Below are 22,051 nucleotides of genomic sequence, written 5' to 3' on the forward strand. Positions count from 1 at the left end.
AAAAGGAAGGAAAGCCGGTGACGAGGTCAACGGCTTTCTTCATTTACCTACAAATAGGCTCTCTCTCCTTTTAATTTTAAAGAAGAGAGAGGTCTATTTCAAAGTTTAGAATTTGTAACGAACACCAGCCACGAAGCGTGGTGATAATTCGTATGCATAGTAAACTTGGTTTGAAACACGGTGATATTGACGTTGGTCTTCACCAGTTAGGTTGATAGCTTCAAATGATAGACCAAGGTGGTCATTCACTTCATAGCTAACGTTCAAGTCGAACTGACCATAATCTTCAGCATAGATACCTGAACGGTCATCACCTTGGTTGATTTGTGTCAGGTATGTATCACGCCAGTTATATGTAAGACGTGCTGACAAACCATATTTCTCATAGATAGCCGCAAAGTTTGCACTGTCCGATAGACCGATAAGAGCAAATTGGTTCTCGTCAATCGGTGCACCAGGATCAAGAACAACATCACCATCTACGATAGTGTAGTTGGCTGAAACACCAAATCCAGTGTCACCAAAGAAGTGTTGCACAGCAAACTCATAACCGTGAAGGTTACCATCATTGTCTTGAGTTGGTTGTTGTACAGCGAAGTTCGCCAAAGGATCAGCTGCAGAACTCGTGATGTCATAGTCAGTGGCTATCTGGTCAACATAACTCTGAGGAAGAGCAGTTGCTAGCGCACCATCTGTTCCAAGAGCGGCCTGAAATTCAGCAGAAGCTGCTGCTTGATCACCACCGTTTTTGATAATCAGAGCTGACATTGTGAAGAGGTTGGCTTCAGATTGGTCGACACCTGCAATACCATTGATAAGGTCTAGCGCTTGACCAGAAACTGAACCGGCTGCTCCAGATGCTGGGTCACGCAAACCAAACAAGTTACGCTCGACAACACCTTGACCAGTGAAATTCTTCACATCTTTGTTGAAGTAACCAACAGATACATAACTTGCATCACCGTAATACCATTCAAGAGAAACATCATAGTTCTCTGATTCTAGAGGTAATAGACCTGGGTTTTGTGACGTACCTGACAAAGTACCACCAAGAGCCGTTGGACGAGCAGGTGCATTAGCAGCTGTCGAAGCAAAGAGCTGAGAATATCCCACACGTGCAATTGTCTTAGAGTAAGACGCACGCGCAACCAGATTATCCGATAGATCAATTGAGAAATCAAAGTTTGGCAACAAGTGATCATAACTAGCTTCTTCAGAAAAATTCTCTGTACCGCCATTATTAGTAACAAGGAAGTCGTTGTCAGACCCCCAAATAATACCTGTCGGTATTGTTTGAACAGTGTCCGCTTGTACATCTGTTTCTTCGTAACGGAAACCTGCATTCAAGCGAACCGGCTTCGTCATGAATTCAGATTCCATGCCAAACTGAGCAAACAAAGCAGTAATATCTTCACTTACAGTATTGTCGTTAGATCCTGTTGTAACTGCATTTCCCGCATATGCTTGCTGAAATAGCGGATATAACTGAGTAGGTGATGATTTAAAAGCGATATCACCTTGTCCGACAGACAAGTCGTCATAAGTACATGAGATACAGAATTGCTCTACGAGGCCAGGAGCAAATTGCTCAACATCACCAGGGTTACCGATACCCCAAGAACCAAGGTCCTGCTGAGTTGTAAGCTGTATACGATTCATTTCTGTGTTACGACGGTTTGCACCAACTGTTAGGCTGGAGTTGTCGTTTTCCCAGACAAAACGCAGATCAAACTCATCAACATCGTGCGTCATTTGTCCAGTGTTAGAACGCTGAACCTGTGTACCTAAGTCACCCACATCCAAAACCCCATTCCCGTTTCCGCGAACAGAATCGTTGGTTGTGTATGATTGCACAGGGTAGCCTGAACTATAATCAACAGAATGTTGTTGAATTACAGGCGCGCCAAAAGTCACAAATGTAGCAATGTGACCCAATGGGTTATTACCAGCTGATTTACCTTTAGATGTGTGACCATCAAAGATAACGCTCATTGAATCGTTTAATTCCCACTCAGCACCAAAGCCAAGAGATTGTAGTTGGTCTTTTGTTGCACGGTCTGTTTGCTCAAAACCAATATCTTTTGAACCGTTGTTGTTTTCCTGCATGAAAATCGCAGTCGCAACAGGTCCGTCATGCGCAAATGTGATTTGATCCATCGGAGTAGCAAACCAGTTTGTTTGCTCATAGCGAAGTTCAGAAGACTCGTTTGCAACAACAGTATAGTCCGCAGTCAGCGTCAAAGCATCCATAGGACGGTATTGTAGAACCAATTGACCATTTATACGTTCACGCTCAATGTCAGAGAAGTCATAACGACTATCTTGAGGGATGGCATAAAGCTGGCCAGCTTCCGGCCCATTCGTAATAACTGTTGATCCATCACCACGCAAGTAAGAGCTATCAATGCTTCCATCAACACCAGCTTCACGTGTGATCCAGTCGTTGATCTGCATTGTCGGCGCGCCAGAGTCACGCTTCGAGTATGAACCAAACAAGCCTACACCGAATGTACCAGCATCGTTCGACCAATTCATAAGACCTGAAAGCTCAGGTGTGACTGAATCACCGGCTTCAACACTTGTGTCATTGACCAATTTAGCTTGAACAGTTGCATCAAAACCATCTGTGTCTAGCGGCTTACGTGTCACGATGTTTATCGTTGCACCAATACCACCAGTCGGCAAAATAGCTTGACCTGTTTTGTAAACTTCTAGTGCACTAACACCTTCTGACGCGAGGTTTGAGAAGTCAAAGTTACGACCCCCACCAATACCGTAGTTACCGCGTGAACCAACCGCTTCGATATCTGCTGTTGGCAATGTACGTCCGTTAAATGTAACAAGGTTAAAACCTGGACCAAAACCACGAACCGTTACTGAAGAACCCTCACCGTTCTGACGGTCAATAGAAACACCTGTGATACGTTGCAATGATTCAGCTAGGTTGGTGTCTGGAAATTTACCAATGTCCTCAGCAGAAATCGCATCAAGAACACCACTTGCTTCACGCTTCATGTCCATCGCGTTTTGCATAGATGCACGAATACCTGTCACAACGATGGTATCCAATGTGCGGCTTTCTTCCTCAGCCGCCTCTTGTGCTGCTTCTTGAGCAGCAGCAGGCATCGTAGCCATTATTGTCAGAGCGGAAACACCACTCAACAAGCCCAAACCAAATCCGAAATTATGTAGAACTTTATTACTACTCATTTTTTCCTCCCAGGAATTTTTTCTTCGACTTTAATTTTTATTTTTCGAAGCATGCAAACTCGAATATTTTTTAGTCCACACCCCGATTACCTAAGGACTTCCAACTCCATTAGGTCCAACGTTGTCTCTATACCCTTAAAAAAGAGTGGTCAACGCAATATTCTCGACTAACCCTCAGTTTACTTTACAAATTATCTCAATGTAACTTTTTTAAGTGTCTGTATTTATTTATGTTATTATCCACAAAACACAGCAACAAACTCAAAAGCCACACTACGCAAAATTGTCTACCGTTGTCAGAATATTGAAAAAACCTCTTTTTGCAAGTAACTTCAACTACTAAAAATCAGTTATTTTCTTGATTCTACTCTGCCATCCCGTCCAGTGTTTCTATTGTACCATCCGGACGATGCTTAAGCTCTGCAATTTTTATACTTCTTAAATGCGTAACGCCGCCGGATAATTTGCTATCATGGTGAAAGAGATACCATTTCTCTTCGACTTCACAAATACTGTGATGCGTCGTCCACCCAACCACAGGCGTCATAATCACGCCGCCATATGTGAATGGTCCATACGGAGAATCACCAACCGCATAGCAAAGAAGATGCGTATTCCCAGTTGAATAAGAGAAATAATATTTACCATTAAATTTATGCACCCAAGCCGCTTCAAAGAAGCGACGATTGTGATCACCCGCTTTTAAAGGCTCACCTTTCTTATCTAAGATGACAACATCTTTGGGAGCTTCATCAAACTCCAACATGTCTTCACGCATGCGGGCCATTTTAGGACAAAGTGCTGGCGCATCATCGGCTGGCTCAGAGTCGTCTTCCGTATATTCACCGGTTTTCCAACGCTGAAGTTGCCCTCCCCAAATACCACCATAATACATGTAATGGCTGCCATCATCATCTTCGAAAACAGCGGGATCTATACTTGTACTCCCCTGAATCGCTTCAGCTTGCGCAATAAATGGTCCCTCTGGACGCTCTCCCACTGCAACGCCAATACGAAATACATCATCATGGTCTTTGGCAGGAAAATAGAAATAATACTTACCGTCTTTGCGCGCAGCATCAGGAGCCCACATTTGGCGCTTAGCCCATGGAACATCATCCACGTGAAGTGCTACACCATGATCAATCACCTCTCCATCGACACTATCCATAGAAAAAACATGGTAGTCTTTCATATCAAAATGATCACCGTTGTCGTTGAAAGGAATTCCCCCTTCAACATCTCGCGATGGATAAATATAGATGCGGCCATCAAAAACATGTGCCGATGGATCTGCAGTATATAGATGGCGTACTAAGTGTCTCATTTTACTTACTTTAGTCTCAATTCAATTTGTAATAGTGATGATTTCTTGAACAAACGGTTTGGGTTTGTTGGCACGATCAAACAACAAAGGGTAATCCGTCCGTCCATCCATAGGCCAGTCATTCCGCCATGAATTAGCGTCTGTAACTCCCCACAAAGTGACCCTGTCAATTTTGTCGGCGTGCTTATGAAATAAAGAGAACATTTCTACATAACGCTTGTGTAAATGCGCCTCAACTGCCGGTGTTAACCCGTTGCGATACGGATTAAATTCATCCTGAAACTCAACAGACATTGAAACTTCAGCTCCCACCTCAGTCCCCGGCCAAGGTAAAACAGTAACGTCCAATTCAGTGATCATAACCTGACCAAGTTCTGCAAATCGCAACAGACTTTCTTCAAAGGCTTCCAACGTCGGTCCATCCAAATTGATATGCCCTTGCATACCAATGCCGTCGACACGAATGCCTTTGTCCTGCATCCCCTTCACAAGGGCATATGCTCCTTCACGCTTTTCTGGAATGGCCATAGAATAATCATTGTAATACAGCTCAGCATCTGGATCTGCCTGATTGGCAAAAATGAACATTTTCTCCACCCAATCCGGCCCTATGATTTCATAGAATTTGCTTTCCCGCATGGAGCCGTCATCAAGAATAGCTTCATTGACAACATCCCACCCTTTAACCTTACCTTTATAGCGCTGCATAATCGTAGTGATGTGGTTTTGCATACGCTCAAGCAAAACGTCACGACTGACGTCTTCACCATTTTCATCAACGAATAACCAGTCTGGTGTTTGGGAATGCCAAGCCAATGTATGACCAATAATGCTCATCTCATTTTTCAAGCCAAAAGCAATAAAAGCGTCAGCTTCTTCCCAGAAGAAATCGTCCTCTTCAGGATGAATATTTTCTGCTTTCATGCAGTTTTCAGCAACAATGGAATTAAACTGCGATGTAATTATATCATCAACCTCAGAATCACGCTCATAGATTTGATCTTCATTTAATGCAGCTCCAATCAGAAACGCATCAATATAAGCATCTTTCAACGATGTTTGTGCCTGCTCTAAAGGTCTCGCATCTGTTGTGACAGAAGGTGATTTTTCAGAACACGCAACCAAGAAGAGCGAAAGAATAGACGCTGTGACGAGATGAAATTTCATTTTAACTTGCCTTCGGATTTAAATTACAAAAACAGCCAACTTAAGCTTGGCGCCGTTCTGCCAACTCACGCTCAATTGTCTTTTCCATATTTTTATCTATCTCGTATATCAGCAACAAACCGCACCCTAGGAGGAAAGGAACTGAAGCTAACACACTGACTCCAAACCTAATTCCTTGAATTGTTTCGGGACTTTGAACCGCTAGCGTCGCATCATAGCCATACAAGCCTAACGTCGCTGTCAGCACCGTCTGCCCAAAAGTCAAACCAAGCTTCAATCCGATCATCATTGCAGAAAACACAATCGCAGTTGCACGTCGGCCTGTTCTCCACTCAGAGAAATCTGCCACATCTGCCACCATCGCCCACAAGATTGGCACCGTGATCCCATAGAAGAAACCGTGTAATATCTGAACGATGAAAACCATTAGAACAGCTTCTGAAGGTACAAGATAAATTGCCATCACAAACAAAGTTGCAACAAACAAAGCCCCGCCAAAAGTCGCTTTTTTACCAAACCGATCAGCCAAATTTTTTGAGAATAATATTCCGACAATCATCATGATGATGCCGCCGCCATTAAAAATACCAAAAGCATATGCACTTGGATTTTCAATATTAGAGAACCCCAAACCTTGGAAGAAATCCCCCATAGATTTTTCATTCATATAATTTTCAAAAAAGTAGATATACATCCCACCTTTGAGGGCAAGCCCGAGAAAAATCATCGTAGTAAGAGCAAGAATGATGACCCAAGGCCGATTGGATGCCATGTCTTCAACATCTTGAAAGACGCTGGAAACCTGATCAGCTTTAGGAACAATTCTTTCCTTAGTGGTGAAGAAAGTCACGAGCAACAAACAAGACCCCAATATTGCAAGGGAGGTCATAACCTTTCCAAAGCCTGCTGCCTGATCCCCACCACCGACGATTTCAACAATTGGATACATGAAGACCTGAACAATAAATTGCGCCAGCATCACAGCCACAAATCTGTAAGATGACAAACTATTGCGTTCAGACATGCTGCCCGTGAGGACACCGCTCAGCGCTGAATAAGGAAGATTATTCGCAGCGTAGACGACCAACAAAAGAGTATAGGTCGCAAAAGCGTATATAACCTTCCCCTGCGGCCCGAAATCAGGAGTTGAGAATGTCAAAATGGCAATCACACCGAACGGAATGGCTGTCCACAAAATCCAAGGACGAAACTTCCCCCATTTTGTATTGGTCCGATCAGCAATAAACCCCATAACCGGATTAATAATCAAAGCAGCACCAATTCCCACTGTCGATATGAGCATGGTTGCAGTTGCTGTCGGTAATTTATAAATATCGGTATAAAAAAAAGCTAAAAATGTCATCAAAGTTTGAAAAACAAGATTCGCGGCAAGGTCTCCCGTCGCATAACCCACTTTTTCAGTAACGCTCAACTTTTGTTCGCTAACTACACTCATTCCTCACCCTCAATACAATGGTCGGTCTTAAACCAAGTAAAAATGAGTTTTTGACTTCTAATCCCCTACTTCATCCAAAATAGACGCAGTAAGCGCGGTCATAATTTCTCATTTACCTAGACGATTTGCACAATTGCACTCGCCTTAGACCCATTTGAAACTTTGACGTTCAACCCAGTATCGCGAACATATAAATTCGCTGTTGTAGATTTACGTCCATCGTTGTCTCATTGAGGACTATAGCCATTTTTTGAAATGCGGCAACAAAAAGATTACGCTGGAAGGAATTCTTGGATCAATTACGCAGTTGAGATGTCGAATCTCTGAATACAACCTCATAATCCAATTCAACGCGTCGCGTCTGTTCTTCTCCTGATAATGCACCCGTAATGAGCAACTCGGCTGCTATTCTGGACATATCAATAACCGGCTGATTGACGGTTGTTAGAGAGGGATAAATAGATTGAGATATAGGAGAATTATCAAATCCAACGACAGATAACTGTTCTGGAACTTTGATGCCTTTTTTTGCCGCGACAGCCACAACGGCGGCTGCAACATCATCATTTGCTGCGACAATAGCCGTAGGCCTATCAGGCAGGCACAATAATTTAGCTGCGGCTTCCATACCTGATTTAAAATCAAAGAAACTCTGCAAAACAAGTTTAGGGTCTATAGATATCCCAACTGAAGAGAAGGCCTCCACAACACCCTGATATCGAATTTCACTGACACGATGTTGAGGGTGCCCCTTGATAATCCCTATTCTTGTATGCCCTAACTCCAATAGATGCTCACCAAGCTCATAAGCAGCTGATTTATCATCTATCAATACGGAGCACGACCTATCAATTTCACTTTGAGGTGCAATACGGACATATGGAATCCCCCTCTTATCCAGAGTATTCAACATATTGAAATTATCAGCCAGACTTGGTGCGATAATCATTCCAGCAAGATCAGGGTTTTCAAGTATTTCTTCAAAAATACATTCTTGCGAACCAAAGTCATCCACGATGAGATAATATCCCATTTTATTACAAGCCCGCATCGCGCCGATCTGCAAATCAGCATTATACGCACTCATGTGGGTGGTAGGATTGTCCAAGACCAAGGCTACGAGTGTGGGCCGATTCAATCTCAGATCCCTAGCCGCCTTGTTGATCTGATATCCCATCGAATTCATGATATCACGAACCCGCTGACGCGTTGTCTCGCCAACACCTTTTTGATCATTGAGGACTCTGGAAACTGTCTTCACCGAGACATTTGCTTCTCTCGCCACATCAACAATAGTCAAACGACGACTAACACTGTTTTGCGCCTCAGTCATTCGTCGTCCTTGCATTCTTTTTACTCTCTGTTGAAAATATAAAATTCAGCTTTCCAACTGCCATTGTGTAAGTCTTACGCGTGTGAAGCGCAAGACTTACAATACAATAGTGTCTACAAGGTTTATCTATTGAGTGCCTTGTACTTCATGTTTGAAAAGCGCACTTCGCCATCACGTGCAGCATAGATACCTGGCGTTAGACTCAAAAAACCATATCCTACATTGTGGTGATAACCAGACACTTCCATCTGTACTTCAAATTTATTCCAGCTTTCATTATCAAAGCTATAGTAATAAGTCAGAATATGATGGTCATACTTCATTCGCAAAAATAAGTGCTCCACACCTTTAGGAATGTCTCTAGGGCGTCTGCGCTCCATTCCATATCTATGAAAAATGAAACCTTCATCATCAAAGGCTAAACCGGCATAAATATTCTCATTGTAAAATGCCAGCAATCCGCCTCGTGCGCCGGGGTCACGCTCGACTTCAATATCTATTTGGTAAGCTAAATCACCAGCTTTAAAACACAAAGGAGAACTATCCTTTGGTTCCAAGCCTTTAGCCTTCATAGCCAGCGTCCCAGAACCAATTGATAAACGGTCATATTCATCTGGGCTAGGTTTAAAAAATGCCCATTGCGGGGCTAAACCGGGTCCAGCAAAATCATCGCTGAAAGGCATTCCGTGCTTAACTTTTTTATCTGATTTAGGCACAGGAAAAGAAGATGACAGATCCCCTCCTTCTGATTCCCACCAATCATCATCTCGCCACTTCACAGGCTCAAGCAGGGCCTGACGACCATGCGTCCAATAGCCATTTTCATAACCGTGAGAAATCAACCACCATTTGCCTTCAGGTCCCTCAACTAAAGACGCATGCCCACGCGACCACCATTGTTCATCCCTTGATTTAGTTCGCACTTGTGGATTGTTTGGCGCATGTTCCCACGGACCAAATACCGATTTAGAACGCGCTGAGATTACCATGTGACTTGTAGGTGGGCCTGCGGTTCCACCAACAGCTGTTAGCATATAAAACCAGTCCCCTTTGCGCAGCATTTTAGGACCTTCAGGACAGAAACACTCTACATCCCATTCTTGAGGGTACATCCATGGGTCATATATGTGCTTGACCTCTCCCACAGTTGACAATCCATCATCAGAAAGCTGAATCATGTCACCATTGGATAAAAACAAATAACGTTTAGAATCTTCTCCAACAATATGCCCTGGATCTATATGGTCATGAAGCTTAAGATCCACCGGATCAGACCAAGGCCCCTCAATATCATCAGCCCATATCACATAATTTGATTTGTAGTCCGACGTGCGAGCCGGAATATACATATAAAATCTATCACCATGCTTGATCAGATCAGGTGCCCACACCGAACCAATATATTTGCTCAAGGCTGGTTTAAGTGGTTCCCAGTTTACAAGGTCATATGAGCGATAGATCAGAAGCCCTGGATAAGCTTCAAATGATGAAAACGTGACATAATATGTATCGCCATCTTTCAATATAGCTGGATCTGGGTGATCCCCCGCAAATATTGGATTTAGGAAAGTGCCATCTCCGCGATCAGCGATTCTTTGCCCTTCATAGCCTTTTCCCCAAACACGCGGCTCGGCTTTTGAAGACTCTTTATTATGTGGCAAACTTTCTATGGAATTTTCAGAAACTTTACTGCATGCAGCTGCAGCTCCAAGCCCCAACAACGCCAACCCTTGCCGTCTCGAAATATCTTTCATAATTCAATCCCCTCTAAGGCGGTAACTAATTTTCAAAAAATCGAATCTTTTCAAAATCTCACCTTATTCTAAAAAACCCGAAGCCTTTCAAAGACTTCGGGTCAAGTTTAGGACTCAGTTCACGGGAGATTTTGAGTCATCTGCAAAGCCATTAAAAATGGCTTCAACTAGAATTTATACTTCGCGCCGACCATGAATACACGACCTGTGTGCTCATATTCGTAACGACGATCATTTTCGAGGTCAGTGAAACGATCTGTGTACTCATCAGTCAGATTAAGCGCTTCGAAGCTAAGACCAAGGCTCTCAGTCAAGCTATATGAAGATGAGAAGTCGACGCGCAATGAAGGCGCATAACCTTCAAATACGTTTGAGTTACCACTCGTGCTTGTGATGTAATCATCACGGTAAGCCGCAGCAATACGAGCAGATAGCTTGTCATTTTCATAGTACACTGTCGCGTTGTATGAAGATTTAGACATACCCAAAAGACGCTCAGAAATCACTTCAGAACCGAATGTGTAGTCAACATCACTATCAACCATTGTGTAGTTTCCAACAAATCCCATGTCGGACACAAATGCTAGCTCTGTAAACGTTGAGAAAGGAACTTGGAAGCTAAATTCTGCACCAGAAATTTTAGCACCTGGTCCATCACCCAATGTTGAGATTGTCCAACATCCAGACCCACCATTTGCTGGGTTACAAGATTCCAATGGCCCACCTTCTGGGTTTTCTGCAGTCGGAGATGTTGGCTGCAACACGCTCAAAGGCAAACCAGTTGACGCAAAAGTATCTGTGACTTCTGTGCTAATCGGGAAACTTTCAATATCCTTGTGGAACACTGCAATTGAGAACAATGCATCTTCTGCAAAATACCATTCAGCAGAAATATCAAAGTTTGTAGCACGTGTTGGGTTCAAGAATGGGTTCTTACCAGAAACCTTATAGTTAAAGCTATCAACGCTTGAGTTTGGTGTAAGGTTACCAAGACCCGGACGTGTCATAACTTTAGCCGCAGCCGCACGAAGAACAATGTCATCAGTCAAATCATAAGCAATGTTAATTGACGGTAGCACATCTGAATATGGCTCACGTTCAATAACAACATTACTTCCGCTTACAGTACCTGTGGAAGTTTGCTTAGTTTCAGCATAGCGTACACCAATATCGTAGCGTAGTCCGCGACCACCAAGCTCTACATCTGCTGCAAATTTAACAAATGCACCAAGATCTTCTTCTTCTACTTCATAAATGTCTGAAACGCGCGGAGTCGGCTCAATGTTATATATACCTGTCTCATCAGCCCATGCATCAAGGTTTGGCACCAACCATGTAATTGTTGATCCATCACCAACATCACCACCAAATGTGTAGAGGTCAGTGTTTGCGCTTGTTACATCAAGACCATTTACGCCATCAATGCTACAATCAACCAATCCAGATGCACATGCGCTTGTATCAGCACGAGCGCCGTAACGGTCAAACGAGAACTTTTTGTAAGTCAAACCACCAGACAATGTGTATGAATCAGCAACATCTTTTTCTAAAGAATAAGAAATTGTGTCGAAGCCGTGGTTCACAGCAGCCGGACGGTTACGGAATTCATTCAAGTAGAATGTGTCAGGGTCAGTTACGTCTTGACCGTTAAATGCGATGACTGGAAACTCGTCATTGCTATAGTCATAGAAGAAATTGTCGTAAGTCGTATTGTCGATCATGAAAGTTGTTTCATACGGCACAGTCAGCTCTGACTTAGATGTACCAATCAACAAATCACCACGTAGAGTGTCTGTGAATTCGTGCTCCAAACGGGCCGAAACTTGATTAAACTTCGTATTCCAACCTTGAGCGAACAATTCGTTACGTACGAATGCATTGTTCACTGTCATGCTTGTTAGATTGTTCGTACTTGCATCATAAGTGTAATCCAGTACGTCCATTCCACCTTCATTACCACGGAACAGAACTTCAGCAAAACGCTGCTCACGTGTACCGTCAAGCTCGGAATATAGACCATCAATAGTCAGCTTAACTGCATCAGTTGGTGCCCATTGGAAACTTCCTGTCAAACCAAGACGCTCACCAGTAATATCTGTTTGCCCATAACGCGGGATACGTGGGTGGAAAGCATCAGTTACAGTTGCACATCCAGTGTCATTTGGGTCAGCAACACAATCTACACCGCCAACGGATTGGAAACGAGCTTTTTGCCAACGAACAGTGTTCTGACCTTCATTCACTGTTTCTGTTTTTGAATACGCTACAGATCCAGAAACACCCCAAACACCATTAGGGTCTTTATATGATAGAAGACCTGAAAGGCGTGGTGTTACAGCTTCTGAAAGCGGACTATATTGACCTTGAACATTTACTGCCCCAGTCAAACCTTCTTCATAATCCAATGGGTGACCAGTACTCAAGTCAACGACCGCACCAAGAGACCCTTCATCCAGCTCAGCTGATGCTGTTTTGTATACAACGATCTGGTTAAACAGCTCAGAAGCAAAAACGTTGAAGTCGAAACCACGGCCTGTGTTAGTTGATGCTCCGCCAGTACCGGCGATAGCTTCCATACCATTCACACGAACACGTGTATATTCTCCACCTAGACCACGTACAGTAATCTCGCGCCCCTCACCGCTTTCACGTGTGATTGCAACACCGGGGATACGTTGCAATGATTCAGCAAGGTTCTGGTCTGGAAAATCAGCAATATCTTCCGCCAAAATCGCATCTACTGATCCTGTTGTGTTACGCTTAACATCTAGCGCTTCACTCAATGACTGACGAAATCCAGTCACAACAATAGTATCAAGCGTACGTTGCTCAGTCACTTCTGGTGCTGCTGCTTCTGCAGTCTCTTGAGCCCAGGCTGGTCCCATACCTACGCTGAACGCAATCATTGATACGCCAGCTAGAATTCCAAATTTACGATTATCGTCCATTATATCCTCCCACGGAATTTAGTTATGCTACCGGTGTCATTTAAAATGCCACCGGTGTCAAGCTTAGTTTTTTACATAAATATATTGAATGCCCGTATATTTTGTCTGGTGTGCTTTTTTATTCACACTCAATTTATGATCTTATAAAACCACAAATTTCATTTTTCAAAAGTGCCAACATGTAAACCGAAGTTAAAAAACAACTCCGGCCAAGCAGCTTGCGGCTTATCTTTAAGCCCCCGAACACCAAAACCATGCCCACCTGTAGAAAAGACATGTAATTCTGATTGCACACCATTTTTTAGCAAGGCACTGTACATACGCAGTGAATTTTCAACTGGTACAGCTCTATCATCAGCAGCGTGCATGATGAATGTCGGAGGAGGTAAATCTTCCAAATTCAATTCTACCGAATATTTCTGCACTTGCTCCAAATTGGGAGATTCGCCAATCAACTTCTCGCGTGATCCTGTATGCGTAATAGCTTTATCCATTGATATCACTGGATAAATAAGAGCGCCCAGATCTGGCTTTGCTGACAAATCATCAATTGCGTCTATGCCATCATAAACATCAGCATTGTACCGAGTCAGCAAAGAACCGGCAACATGACCACCTGCCGAGAACCCCATAACCGCAATACGTGCAGGATCAATGTCATCTACAAGTGCACGAGAACGTATCAATCGAACAGCACGTTGTGCATCTTGCAATGGTGTATCTGGCCCATCACCCCAACCTTGATGCGGCAAACGATAAGTCATCACATAAACAGTAACACCTAATTTATTGAAGAGACGAGCGCCCTCATATCCTTCTTTCTCAACCACAACATGATTATATCCCCCTCCCGGTATTATGAGCAGAACACTACCATTGGGGTTTTCAGCCTGAAACAACTTGATCGTTGGATCAGTCACTTCAAGAGCGGCACGATCGGGTAAATTATATTGATTTTCTCTTTCAACATAATGCTGAGAAAGCGCATCCGTTGCCTCATTTGAACCCGGCGCACCTTCAGGCCATAATGATATTTCCAAATCGGGTTGGCGGTCCACTTCAACCAGCAATTCTTCAGGAAACGCGCTGCGAGAAACTTGGTTCTCTCTATTCTGAAGAGATACACATCCCGTCTGAATAGTTGCTAATATTAAAATACCAATTAGTCCCAAGTTTCTCAAAGACATGTATTCCTCTATTCTTTGCGCGCTGCGAGCGGATATGAAATAATCAACATAAGCGGCTCATCCCCAACCTGACGAATGCCGACATTTGCACCGGTATAGAGATATGCAGCCATACCTTCGGACAAAGCAGCTTCTTCTCCGTCACTTATGACAACACCATTGCCAGACACGACGTAATAAACTTCATCATGACTGATAATATGCTCGCCTATTTGAGCCCCAACATGAAGGCTACGCTTACGAAATTCCATATTTCTTTTAGGCGCAACATCACTAATACGGTAAGCCGTACTCATGCCGATCGCACCATGAGGCGGGGGCTGGTCTATAACGACATCATTCTCATCTACGATAACCATCGCCGGCAAAGTCTCGTTAGCCGCAACAGTCACAGTCGTGCAGCTTTGGCTTAACAAAGCTACACTGATTATACCGGCAGTGTGTAACAAACACTTCATACCAGTTTCCTTACTTAAACGCATTTGGAAGCGCCAAAGAAACGGCTGGAACAAAAGTGATAACCATCAGCGCAAATAACAATGCACCATAGAATGGCCAGATCGTTTTCACAGCTCGCTCAACAGGAATTTTACCGACAGCAGCTCCTACAAACAAAACCGAACCAACTGGCGGCGTGACAAGCCCAATTCCAAGGTTCAACATCATAATGATGCCGAAATGCACTGGATCAACGCCAATTTTTTGAACCACAGGAAGCAAGATTGGCGTCATGATCACAATCAATGGCGACATATCCATGAATGTTCCAAGCAACAATAAAATGACGTTGATGAGCAATAAGATGATAATCGGATTATCAACCGCTGTCGTAATCAGATTTGCCAATTGTGTTGGCACTTCCAAAATAGCAAGCGCATAACTAAAAGCAGTCGCCGCACCAATAATCATCAAGACCATCGCCGTAATCTTCACGGACTGGGTTGCAGCCTTAATAAACAAATCCCAACCAAGAGATCGATAAACAAACGTTCCAATTATAATGGTGTATATTACAGCGATAGCAGAAGATTCCGTTGCAGTGAAAATCCCGCTAAGAATTCCGCCCATTATAATTATCGCAGCCATTAGACCAGGAATTGCGATGACTGCAGCCATCAGAAAAGCGCGCATTCCCGGGAAGCTACCTTTTTCATAACCTCTTTTAACTGCCACCCTCCACGCAACAAACATAAGTAATGCAGCAGTCAAAATACCCGGCACAATACCCGCTAAGAACATGTCACCAATCGAAACGCCAATACCGCTAGCAGCCGAATAGATAATCATGTTGTGAGAAGGCGGAATAAGAAGACCAACAATAGCTGATGTGACTGTTACATTCACAGCGTAATCGCTGTCATAGCCCTTCTTTTCCATCAAAGGAACAAGCGTTGAGCCCATAGCCGAAGCGCTTGCAATCGCAGACCCAGAGACTGCTCCAAACATTGCAGATGCCCCAACTGTCACCTGCCCTAACCCGCCTCGGGAACGCCCCAAAGCAGCCTCAGCTACCTTAACTAATCGCTCAGCAATCCCTGAGCGATACATAAGATCGCCCGCAAATATGAAGAATGGAATTGCCATCAGTGTAAACACACTTACACCCGCAGCCATGCGTTGAAAAACAACAAGCATAGGAATGTCGAGCACAAAAAACGCTGCCATTGATGCAGCAAGCAATGAAAACGCTACAGGGACCCCAATAGCAAGAAAAAAGACCAGAGCCCCAACAAGTACAATCAGTTCCATCTTGGATCCTCTTCATTCTCGACATCATCGCCGTGTAATTCTTCAAATATTCGTTCAAGAGAGAACAGCGCGATCAAAAAACCCGCAATTGGGAGACCTAAATAGGCAAGACCGCGTGATAGCCCCAAAGAAGGGATGACATGCGACCATGTTTTTAGAACAAGCTCCCCGCCCCAAATGCACATTGCAATTCCACAAAAACCTACAACAATTTCATTGATTAGTTTCATGCCATGCTTGAGTTTTGGCGGCACAGCTTCTTCAAGCGCGACGATACGGATATGAAACCCCTCACGCACACCGGCCGCAGCGGCAAAACAAACATACCAGATCATAAGCACTAGAGAGGCTTGTTCAGACCATGACGGGCTTGCATTCAATACAAACCGGCCAAACACCTGCCACCCAACAATTGCCGTCATTAATATCAGTCCGGCACCGGCTAGATTCACAAGCAAATCAGCCATTCTGTGTGTAAATTTCGATAAAAGCTCAATCATAAGAATTGCCCAATTCTATCGCAGCATGCATCAGCTCTTTTTGCTGATCTGTTTTGACAAACTTGTCCCAAACAGGTCTCATCAGAGCGCTAAATTGCGTGATATCGTCAACTTCATTGGCTTGAACACCTGCCGCCAACACACGTTCTTTCGCCTCAATCACACGCACATCCCAAAGCTTACGCATAAAACCAACGCTTTCCTTGGCTGCTTTTTTAACGTGAGCTTGGTTTTCTGAGGACAATTTGTTCCAACGGCTTGCAGACATAACAAGGATTTCCGGCGTCATCACATGTCGCGTCAAAGAGTAAAACGGAGCCGCTTCAAAGTGGCGACCATTCTCGTAAGACGGCCAATTGTTCTCGGCACCATCTATCACACCCTGAATGAGAGATTGATAAACTTCACCAAGCGCCATCGGAGTCGCGTCGGCACCCAACGCTTTGATCATAGAGACATAAAGGTCAGAGTTTTGAACCCGTATCTTCATCCCCTTCATATCTTCAGGGGTTCGAATTGGCTTTCGTGTATTATAGAAACACCGCTCACCAGAATCGTAAAAACACAATCCAATCAAACCATGAGGCTCCAATGAAGCCAAAATAGCATCACCAATTTCACCATCAAGCGTGTCACGCATGTGCTGTGTTGTCTTAAACAGAAATGGTAGTGACGCGATACCAGTAAGCGGCTCGATTGCATTGAGCGGTGCAAGGTTCACACGGTTAAAATCAATACCGCCAAAAGATGTTATCTCCAGCGTATCTCGCTCTGAACCAAGCTGCCCCCCAGCGAAACTTTTAACTTTCATTTCGCCTTTTGTATATTCATTCAGCAGTCGAGCCATTTCTTCAACAGCACGCACAGTTGGATAGTCAGCTGGATGCGCATCAGCGGAAATGAGGGTCTTGCGTTCAAATGAACACCCAGACAATGCGGCCATGCCCCCCAGACCGACGAGCATATTTCGTCGATCTATCGAGAGACCAGTTTTCTCTTTAGTCATTTAACTCCACCCTGGTTAGGATATTTTTCTTAAAGCCTGCAAGCGACGCATAGCTATTATTTATATTTTCCAGAAAGATTGTGTTTTCTCTCAAAGACGCGGGGAAGACGCCCGACTCCCGAATGAATTTTTCGGCGTAATTTTTACCATCAGATGCAAGCGCTAATGCACGTAATTCTTTGTCTTTAGGATCAACCAATTGAGTACCCGAGATCGCTTGACGTCGTACAAATTCCATCCAAGCACAAATACCCATACACAATTTGGATATGGACCGCCCTGCCCCAATGTTATCTTGAACAGTCTGAAACAACCGGAAGGGTAATTTTTGCGAACCATCCCACGCTATTTGAGATAGCAAATGTTCAATCTCTGGGTTTTGAAATCTAGAAATCAGTGAATTGATATACGCCTCGATATCCATACCTTCAGGAACGTTCACTGACGGAGCGATTTCATCTCTCATCAAGCTTGCAATGAATGTCATCACGTCTGGATCGGACATGCCCTTATAAACAGTCTCATGCCCGCACAGTAATCCAATATAAGCCAGCGATGAATGCGCGCCGTTCAACAAACGCAGTTTTGCACTCTCATGTGCAGCAACGTCCGATGTGAAAGTCACGCCTACTTTGGCTAGGTCAGGAAAATCTTCTGAAACGTTGCGCTCAATAATCCAAGATGTAAAAGCTTCTCTTTGAATTGGCCATTCATCATTTAGACCAATAGCGTCCTGCACGCGGCCAAGCAAACTTTCGTCCGTAGCTGGCGTAATAGAGTCGACCATTGTATTTGGAAAAAAGCAATTGGATTCAATCCAGCTCACAAGGTCAGGATTTGTATGTTGAACATAACCCAAAACAGCCGCGCGAAGCTTTTCACCATTACCTGAAAGATTGTCACAACTGACTATATTCAATCCGTTGAGACCCCGCTCCATTCTGATGCTCAAACATAGCGCCAGCCAACCAATAGCTGAAACAGGGCTACTTGGCGTGGCAAGGTCGCGCTTAATATCAGGATTCTCAACATCAAGCTGCCCATCGGCTGTAACGCAATATCCCTTCTCTGTTATCGTCAATGTGACGACCAAAGTTTCGGGCGCAGTTAGACGCTCTATAAATTCAGGATCTTTTGCTAGCACCACACTTTTGAGTGTACCAATAATGCGATACTCAATCACATCATCCAGAACAACCAATGTATAAAGCCCATCTTGAGGCTCCAACGCATCCTTAACTTTGGCACTGCGCAAAGATGCACTACACACACCCCAATTAGGATCTATTGCATTTAATCTGTCGAAATAATCTAATTGATGTGCGCGGTGAAAAGCGCCAGCACCAAAATGCACAACGCGAACAGGCAAACTATCTCGATCATAATCATAACATCTCACACCCGAAGAAAGTTTAGAGATGTTTTCAGGGTTCAGACGTGCTGCGTTAGAGGGACTCATGACATTATTGTTCCACATATTGAAATCTATTTGATATTTTGGTACACATCATAGCACTAACACATTTTTCAGCCACTAACTCAACAATATGCGCGCGAAAAACACGCGCTAAACGATCAAGGTTACCCCCCTCACTCTGGGCGATGTTCGAAAATACCCCAACCACATTTTCCAGAAGCGCTAACCGTGCACTTCTTACTGGATTTGGATAATTCGCCCCACTCAAACCGCTTTCCTTCATTCTCATTCGTTCGTTAAAGCCCAAAATACGCTTGACAACAAAGCCCGATGGTAACCGGTGTCATAAAATGCGCAATAGCTTTATACGAAAGAATATCGCTTTATCATACTGATAAATTAGATATTAAAAAACCAGACGACGATCTGACGTTAAAACCACATGATTTCAACGTCAGATTCTGCCGACCCAAAAACTACTTAGTGCGGCCAACGTTCGGCAAGCACTTCTGCAACACCATCAACTACGCGCACTTCCATTGCAGGATCACCAGGCTGACCTTCAGCAAATAATTCATAAATAATCGAACCGTCTGGCTGTTTGCTTTCGATAACCCGCACCGGATTAACATCACCAACTTCTAATGCAGCTTGTGAAGCAATTTCAGGCACCTCACTCCACGCTAAATCACGTTGGATCTCAACAATTTCGGGCCCGTTTTCTGTCATTAGGACATCAAACTCAATTTCTTCGCCTTCGGCTGTTTCGCCTTCAACATCAAAATATGTGCGTCCATCACGAACCTTTTTTTGCGCTTCACCAATTTGCAAACCGGGAGACGCAATCGTGACGAGATTAACAATATCCACCGGAATATCAGCAGCAGCTAGATCAGTGATCTCTACAGCAGAAACCATCTTCTCAGCCAAATCATCAACTGTGACTTCCTCAACAACATCAGATGATTGAGCAACTGGGGTTTCAGTTTCAACTGCCCCTTCACAGGCCGCACTCAACAATGCCACACCCATCACACCCGTTAGAACAACACGTTTCATATACTCAACTCCCCTTATCATTTTCAATATTGAAATTTAACACAGCGCTCAACTACCCCATTGAATAAATGGTACTTTTGCAAAAAGTTCACGCTCAACTTTACGCGGATCAGATACAAGTTCAGTCGTTTTTCCAAATACCATAGTATTTCTTTCAGGAACTTCATACCTCGACCATTCCGGTAAGTTATCGCTATTGGGCGTACCATTTCTCGCCAGCGCGATAAATGAGCTAGACAGCTGATCAGCCACGCGCACAGCGTCCGGTCCCTGCCCCAAAAACGCACCCTCTTTATCGAGATTGTTGAAAGCAGCAGCGATATCAATCGTATGCGTCGCCCCCCATTTCCCACCATCATCAGGCGAACCAAGATCAAATTGGTAGACCCAAGTTGGCCCTTTTTCTTTGGCGCGCACATCCGCCTCTTCTACCTGCCCACGCCAAGAGCGACCAGCTGTCGTTGCAGCATAAAACACATCCGTAGCACTATAATCAGGATAGGCTTTTCTATAAACGCGCACAACTTCATCTGCAGATATATCGCATCGCATATGCTTAGGCAGCCATTTCGGGAGATCTTCCCAAGACATATCAAACGTCTCCGGCGATTTGCGACCTATAAAAATACGAGTCTCATCATGTGCATTACCTAATATCATCGGAATATGAGATGACTGACTTGGCGCATCAGGCCAAAATGGGTGGCGCGTCAACATACGCTCATCAAGCACAGGCCCAAAATACAATCCTTTTTCAGGATCAATTGGGTCTTGAGATTGGATACCCTCAACAAGACGCTCAGTCGACAATGCTGCTAATGCCTCAACATCACCAACACCAACACCCACATTTTGCAGGTAAGCGCGCGCTCTTTTTTCCGCGTTAATTGGTCCTGAAGCTGTGACCTGTTGGCCGCTCATTGTCGCAGCAGAGTGAAACAATCCTTTTGCAGCTGGCGTTGCCATCAAAGTCGCAATCTTTGCACCGCCACCAGACTGACCAAACAACATTACGCGATCAGGATCACCCCCAAACGCGGTAATATTGGCTTTCACCCACTCCAATGCGAGCACAATATCCCACTGCCCCGCATTGCCAGAATCTAGATAGGATCCCCCCATTAAATTCGTAAGTGATAAATAGCCAAAAGCATTCAAACGGTGATTGATCGTGATAACAACCACATCACCTTTGGTCACAAGGTTTGTTCCATCATAAAGTTCATCGGAGCCAGAACCTGTATTGTATGCACCACCATGTAAATACACCATCACGGGACGCTTAGCGCGGCCCGAGACATCCGGCGTCCAAACATTTAAAAACAGACAATCTTCGCTTTGCTTCAGATTTTGATTTTTCTGAGGTGCAGCAGCACCATACTCATGAGCAGGTAGAATAGTTTTCCATTCTGCTGGAGGGTTTGGCTTGGCAAAGCGTGTTTGAGAAGTATCTGCCCCATACCTTATTCCTTTAAAGGTATAAACATTGTTCTGACGGGATCCCATTACTGGCCCATACTGAGTCTGCACAACTGGATCAGATCCGCCACCAAACGCCGCGCCAGCCTGTGCTGACGCACACCCCACAGCGATCAATGGTGTCGCTGCAGCAATACTTTGCAAAACCGTGCGTCGCGAAAAAATTCCATTATTCTCGATATTCATAAGCGTCCCTCTCCTTTTTAAAGGTCGATTTCAGACTGCTTATTGAGACACGTTTGCCGAACGATATTTATCGCTTTATATCCAGCGAACCACTTCCCATTGTCTGCTCGACTTCTGATATATTCGTTATATTAAATCGCTGAAAATTGGATGCCAGATCAAAACCAAAATCAGCACACGCAATTTATCACCAAACTGAGCGAGCGAGAGACCTATACTGGCTCCGCTCCCTCGATATACATTTTAAGATGGGGCGTTCACAAAACGCCCCAC

General features: G+C 44.1%; 15 protein-coding genes. All 15 read right to left on the reverse strand.

The annotated features are described in order from the left end of the window. Positions 1-105 precede the first annotated feature (105 nt). The 15 genes from HBAL_RS14095 to HBAL_RS14170 all read right to left on the reverse strand — a co-directional run bounded on the left by HBAL_RS14095 (position 106) and on the right by HBAL_RS14170 (position 21,778). On the reverse strand, positions 106-3,210 hold the full coding sequence (locus tag HBAL_RS14095) for a TonB-dependent receptor (RefSeq protein ID WP_015828622.1): 3,105 nt from the start codon (positions 3,208-3,210) through the stop codon (positions 106-108). Between the two features lie 364 nt (positions 3,211-3,574). Further along, positions 3,575-4,537: a glycoside hydrolase family 43 protein gene (locus HBAL_RS14100; RefSeq protein WP_015828623.1), complete on the reverse strand. Its 963-nt coding sequence runs from the start codon at positions 4,535-4,537 to the stop codon at positions 3,575-3,577. 21 nt (positions 4,538-4,558) lie between these two features. Continuing rightward, a complete protein-coding gene (locus tag HBAL_RS14105) occupies positions 4,559-5,704 on the reverse strand; it encodes an endo-1,4-beta-xylanase (protein WP_015828624.1) in 1,146 nt (381 codons plus the stop codon). Positions 5,705-5,744: 40 nt separating this feature from the next. Continuing rightward, positions 5,745-7,160 carry an MFS transporter gene (locus HBAL_RS14110; RefSeq protein ID WP_015828625.1) on the reverse strand — a complete coding sequence of 472 codons (1,416 nt, stop codon included), beginning with the start codon at positions 7,158-7,160 and terminating at the stop codon, positions 5,745-5,747. Positions 7,161-7,455: 295 nt separating this feature from the next. Continuing rightward, positions 7,456-8,493 carry a LacI family DNA-binding transcriptional regulator gene (locus HBAL_RS14115; RefSeq protein WP_015828626.1) on the reverse strand — a complete coding sequence of 346 codons (1,038 nt, stop codon included), beginning with the start codon at positions 8,491-8,493 and terminating at the stop codon, positions 7,456-7,458. A gap of 122 nt (positions 8,494-8,615) precedes the next feature. Further along, the gene (locus HBAL_RS14120; protein WP_015828627.1) at positions 8,616-10,247 is read right to left on the reverse strand and encodes a family 43 glycosylhydrolase; all 1,632 of its coding nucleotides are present in this window, start codon (positions 10,245-10,247) and stop codon (positions 8,616-8,618) included. Between the two features lie 167 nt (positions 10,248-10,414). Continuing rightward, positions 10,415-13,195: a TonB-dependent receptor gene (locus tag HBAL_RS14125; RefSeq protein ID WP_015828628.1), complete on the reverse strand. Its 2,781-nt coding sequence runs from the start codon at positions 13,193-13,195 to the stop codon at positions 10,415-10,417. Positions 13,196-13,353: 158 nt separating this feature from the next. Further along, positions 13,354-14,382: an alpha/beta hydrolase gene (locus HBAL_RS14130; RefSeq protein WP_015828629.1), complete on the reverse strand. Its 1,029-nt coding sequence runs from the start codon at positions 14,380-14,382 to the stop codon at positions 13,354-13,356. Between the two features lie 8 nt (positions 14,383-14,390). Then, complete coding sequence (locus HBAL_RS14135) at positions 14,391-14,741, reverse strand: cupin domain-containing protein (protein ID WP_049763224.1); 351 nt, start codon at positions 14,739-14,741, stop codon at positions 14,391-14,393. A 109-nt stretch (positions 14,742-14,850) separates the two neighbouring features. Continuing rightward, a complete protein-coding gene (locus HBAL_RS14140) occupies positions 14,851-16,131 on the reverse strand; it encodes a TRAP transporter large permease (RefSeq protein WP_015828631.1) in 1,281 nt (426 codons plus the stop codon). Beyond that, a complete protein-coding gene (locus HBAL_RS14145) occupies positions 16,122-16,631 on the reverse strand; it encodes a TRAP transporter small permease (protein ID WP_015828632.1) in 510 nt (169 codons plus the stop codon). The genes HBAL_RS14140 and HBAL_RS14145 overlap by 10 nt, the downstream gene beginning before the upstream one ends. Then, positions 16,624-17,637: a TRAP transporter substrate-binding protein gene (locus HBAL_RS14150; protein WP_015828633.1), complete on the reverse strand. Its 1,014-nt coding sequence runs from the start codon at positions 17,635-17,637 to the stop codon at positions 16,624-16,626. Before HBAL_RS14150 ends, HBAL_RS14145 begins: the two co-directional genes overlap by 8 nt. Next, positions 17,630-19,096 carry a mannitol dehydrogenase family protein gene (locus tag HBAL_RS14155; protein ID WP_015828634.1) on the reverse strand — a complete coding sequence of 489 codons (1,467 nt, stop codon included), beginning with the start codon at positions 19,094-19,096 and terminating at the stop codon, positions 17,630-17,632. Before HBAL_RS14155 ends, HBAL_RS14150 begins: the two co-directional genes overlap by 8 nt. Before the next feature lie 438 nt (positions 19,097-19,534). Then, positions 19,535-20,113, reverse strand: a complete 579-nt coding sequence (locus HBAL_RS14165; RefSeq protein WP_015828636.1) for a hypothetical protein — start codon at positions 20,111-20,113, stop codon at positions 19,535-19,537. Between the two features lie 48 nt (positions 20,114-20,161). Further along, positions 20,162-21,778 (reverse strand): carboxylesterase/lipase family protein, encoded by a 1,617-nt coding sequence (locus tag HBAL_RS14170; protein WP_015828637.1) that lies wholly within the window; start codon positions 21,776-21,778, stop codon positions 20,162-20,164. Positions 21,779-22,051: the final 273 nt, after the last annotated feature.

Source organism: Hirschia baltica ATCC 49814 (assembly GCF_000023785.1).
In the GTDB taxonomy this organism is placed as follows: domain Bacteria; phylum Pseudomonadota; class Alphaproteobacteria; order Caulobacterales; family Hyphomonadaceae; genus Hirschia; species Hirschia baltica.

What these genes read in the sequence shown, in the direction of transcription:
- HBAL_RS14145 (WP_015828632.1), bottom strand. Translation starts at nt 16,631, where the DNA reads ATGATTGAGCTTTTATCGAAATTTACACACAGAATGGCTGATTTGCTT.
- HBAL_RS14130 (WP_015828629.1), bottom strand. Translation starts at nt 14,382, where the DNA reads ATGTCTTTGAGAAACTTGGGACTAATTGGTATTTTAATATTAGCAACT.
- HBAL_RS14135 (WP_049763224.1), bottom strand. Translation starts at nt 14,741, where the DNA reads ATGGTTATCGTAGATGAGAATGATGTCGTTATAGACCAGCCCCCGCCT.
- HBAL_RS14100 (WP_015828623.1), bottom strand. Translation starts at nt 4,537, where the DNA reads ATGAGACACTTAGTACGCCATCTATATACTGCAGATCCATCGGCACAT.
- HBAL_RS14155 (WP_015828634.1), bottom strand. Translation starts at nt 19,096, where the DNA reads ATGAGTCCCTCTAACGCAGCACGTCTGAACCCTGAAAACATCTCTAAA.
- HBAL_RS14125 (WP_015828628.1), bottom strand. Translation starts at nt 13,195, where the DNA reads ATGGACGATAATCGTAAATTTGGAATTCTAGCTGGCGTATCAATGATT.
- HBAL_RS14170 (WP_015828637.1), bottom strand. Translation starts at nt 21,778, where the DNA reads ATGAATATCGAGAATAATGGAATTTTTTCGCGACGCACGGTTTTGCAA.
- HBAL_RS14105 (WP_015828624.1), bottom strand. Translation starts at nt 5,704, where the DNA reads ATGAAATTTCATCTCGTCACAGCGTCTATTCTTTCGCTCTTCTTGGTT.
- HBAL_RS14140 (WP_015828631.1), bottom strand. Translation starts at nt 16,131, where the DNA reads ATGGAACTGATTGTACTTGTTGGGGCTCTGGTCTTTTTTCTTGCTATT.
- HBAL_RS14115 (WP_015828626.1), bottom strand. Translation starts at nt 8,493, where the DNA reads ATGACTGAGGCGCAAAACAGTGTTAGTCGTCGTTTGACTATTGTTGAT.
- HBAL_RS14150 (WP_015828633.1), bottom strand. Translation starts at nt 17,637, where the DNA reads ATGACTAAAGAGAAAACTGGTCTCTCGATAGATCGACGAAATATGCTC.
- HBAL_RS14110 (WP_015828625.1), bottom strand. Translation starts at nt 7,160, where the DNA reads ATGAGTGTAGTTAGCGAACAAAAGTTGAGCGTTACTGAAAAAGTGGGT.
- HBAL_RS14165 (WP_015828636.1), bottom strand. Translation starts at nt 20,113, where the DNA reads ATGAAACGTGTTGTTCTAACGGGTGTGATGGGTGTGGCATTGTTGAGT.
- HBAL_RS14120 (WP_015828627.1), bottom strand. Translation starts at nt 10,247, where the DNA reads ATGAAAGATATTTCGAGACGGCAAGGGTTGGCGTTGTTGGGGCTTGGA.
- HBAL_RS14095 (WP_015828622.1), bottom strand. Translation starts at nt 3,210, where the DNA reads ATGAGTAGTAATAAAGTTCTACATAATTTCGGATTTGGTTTGGGCTTG.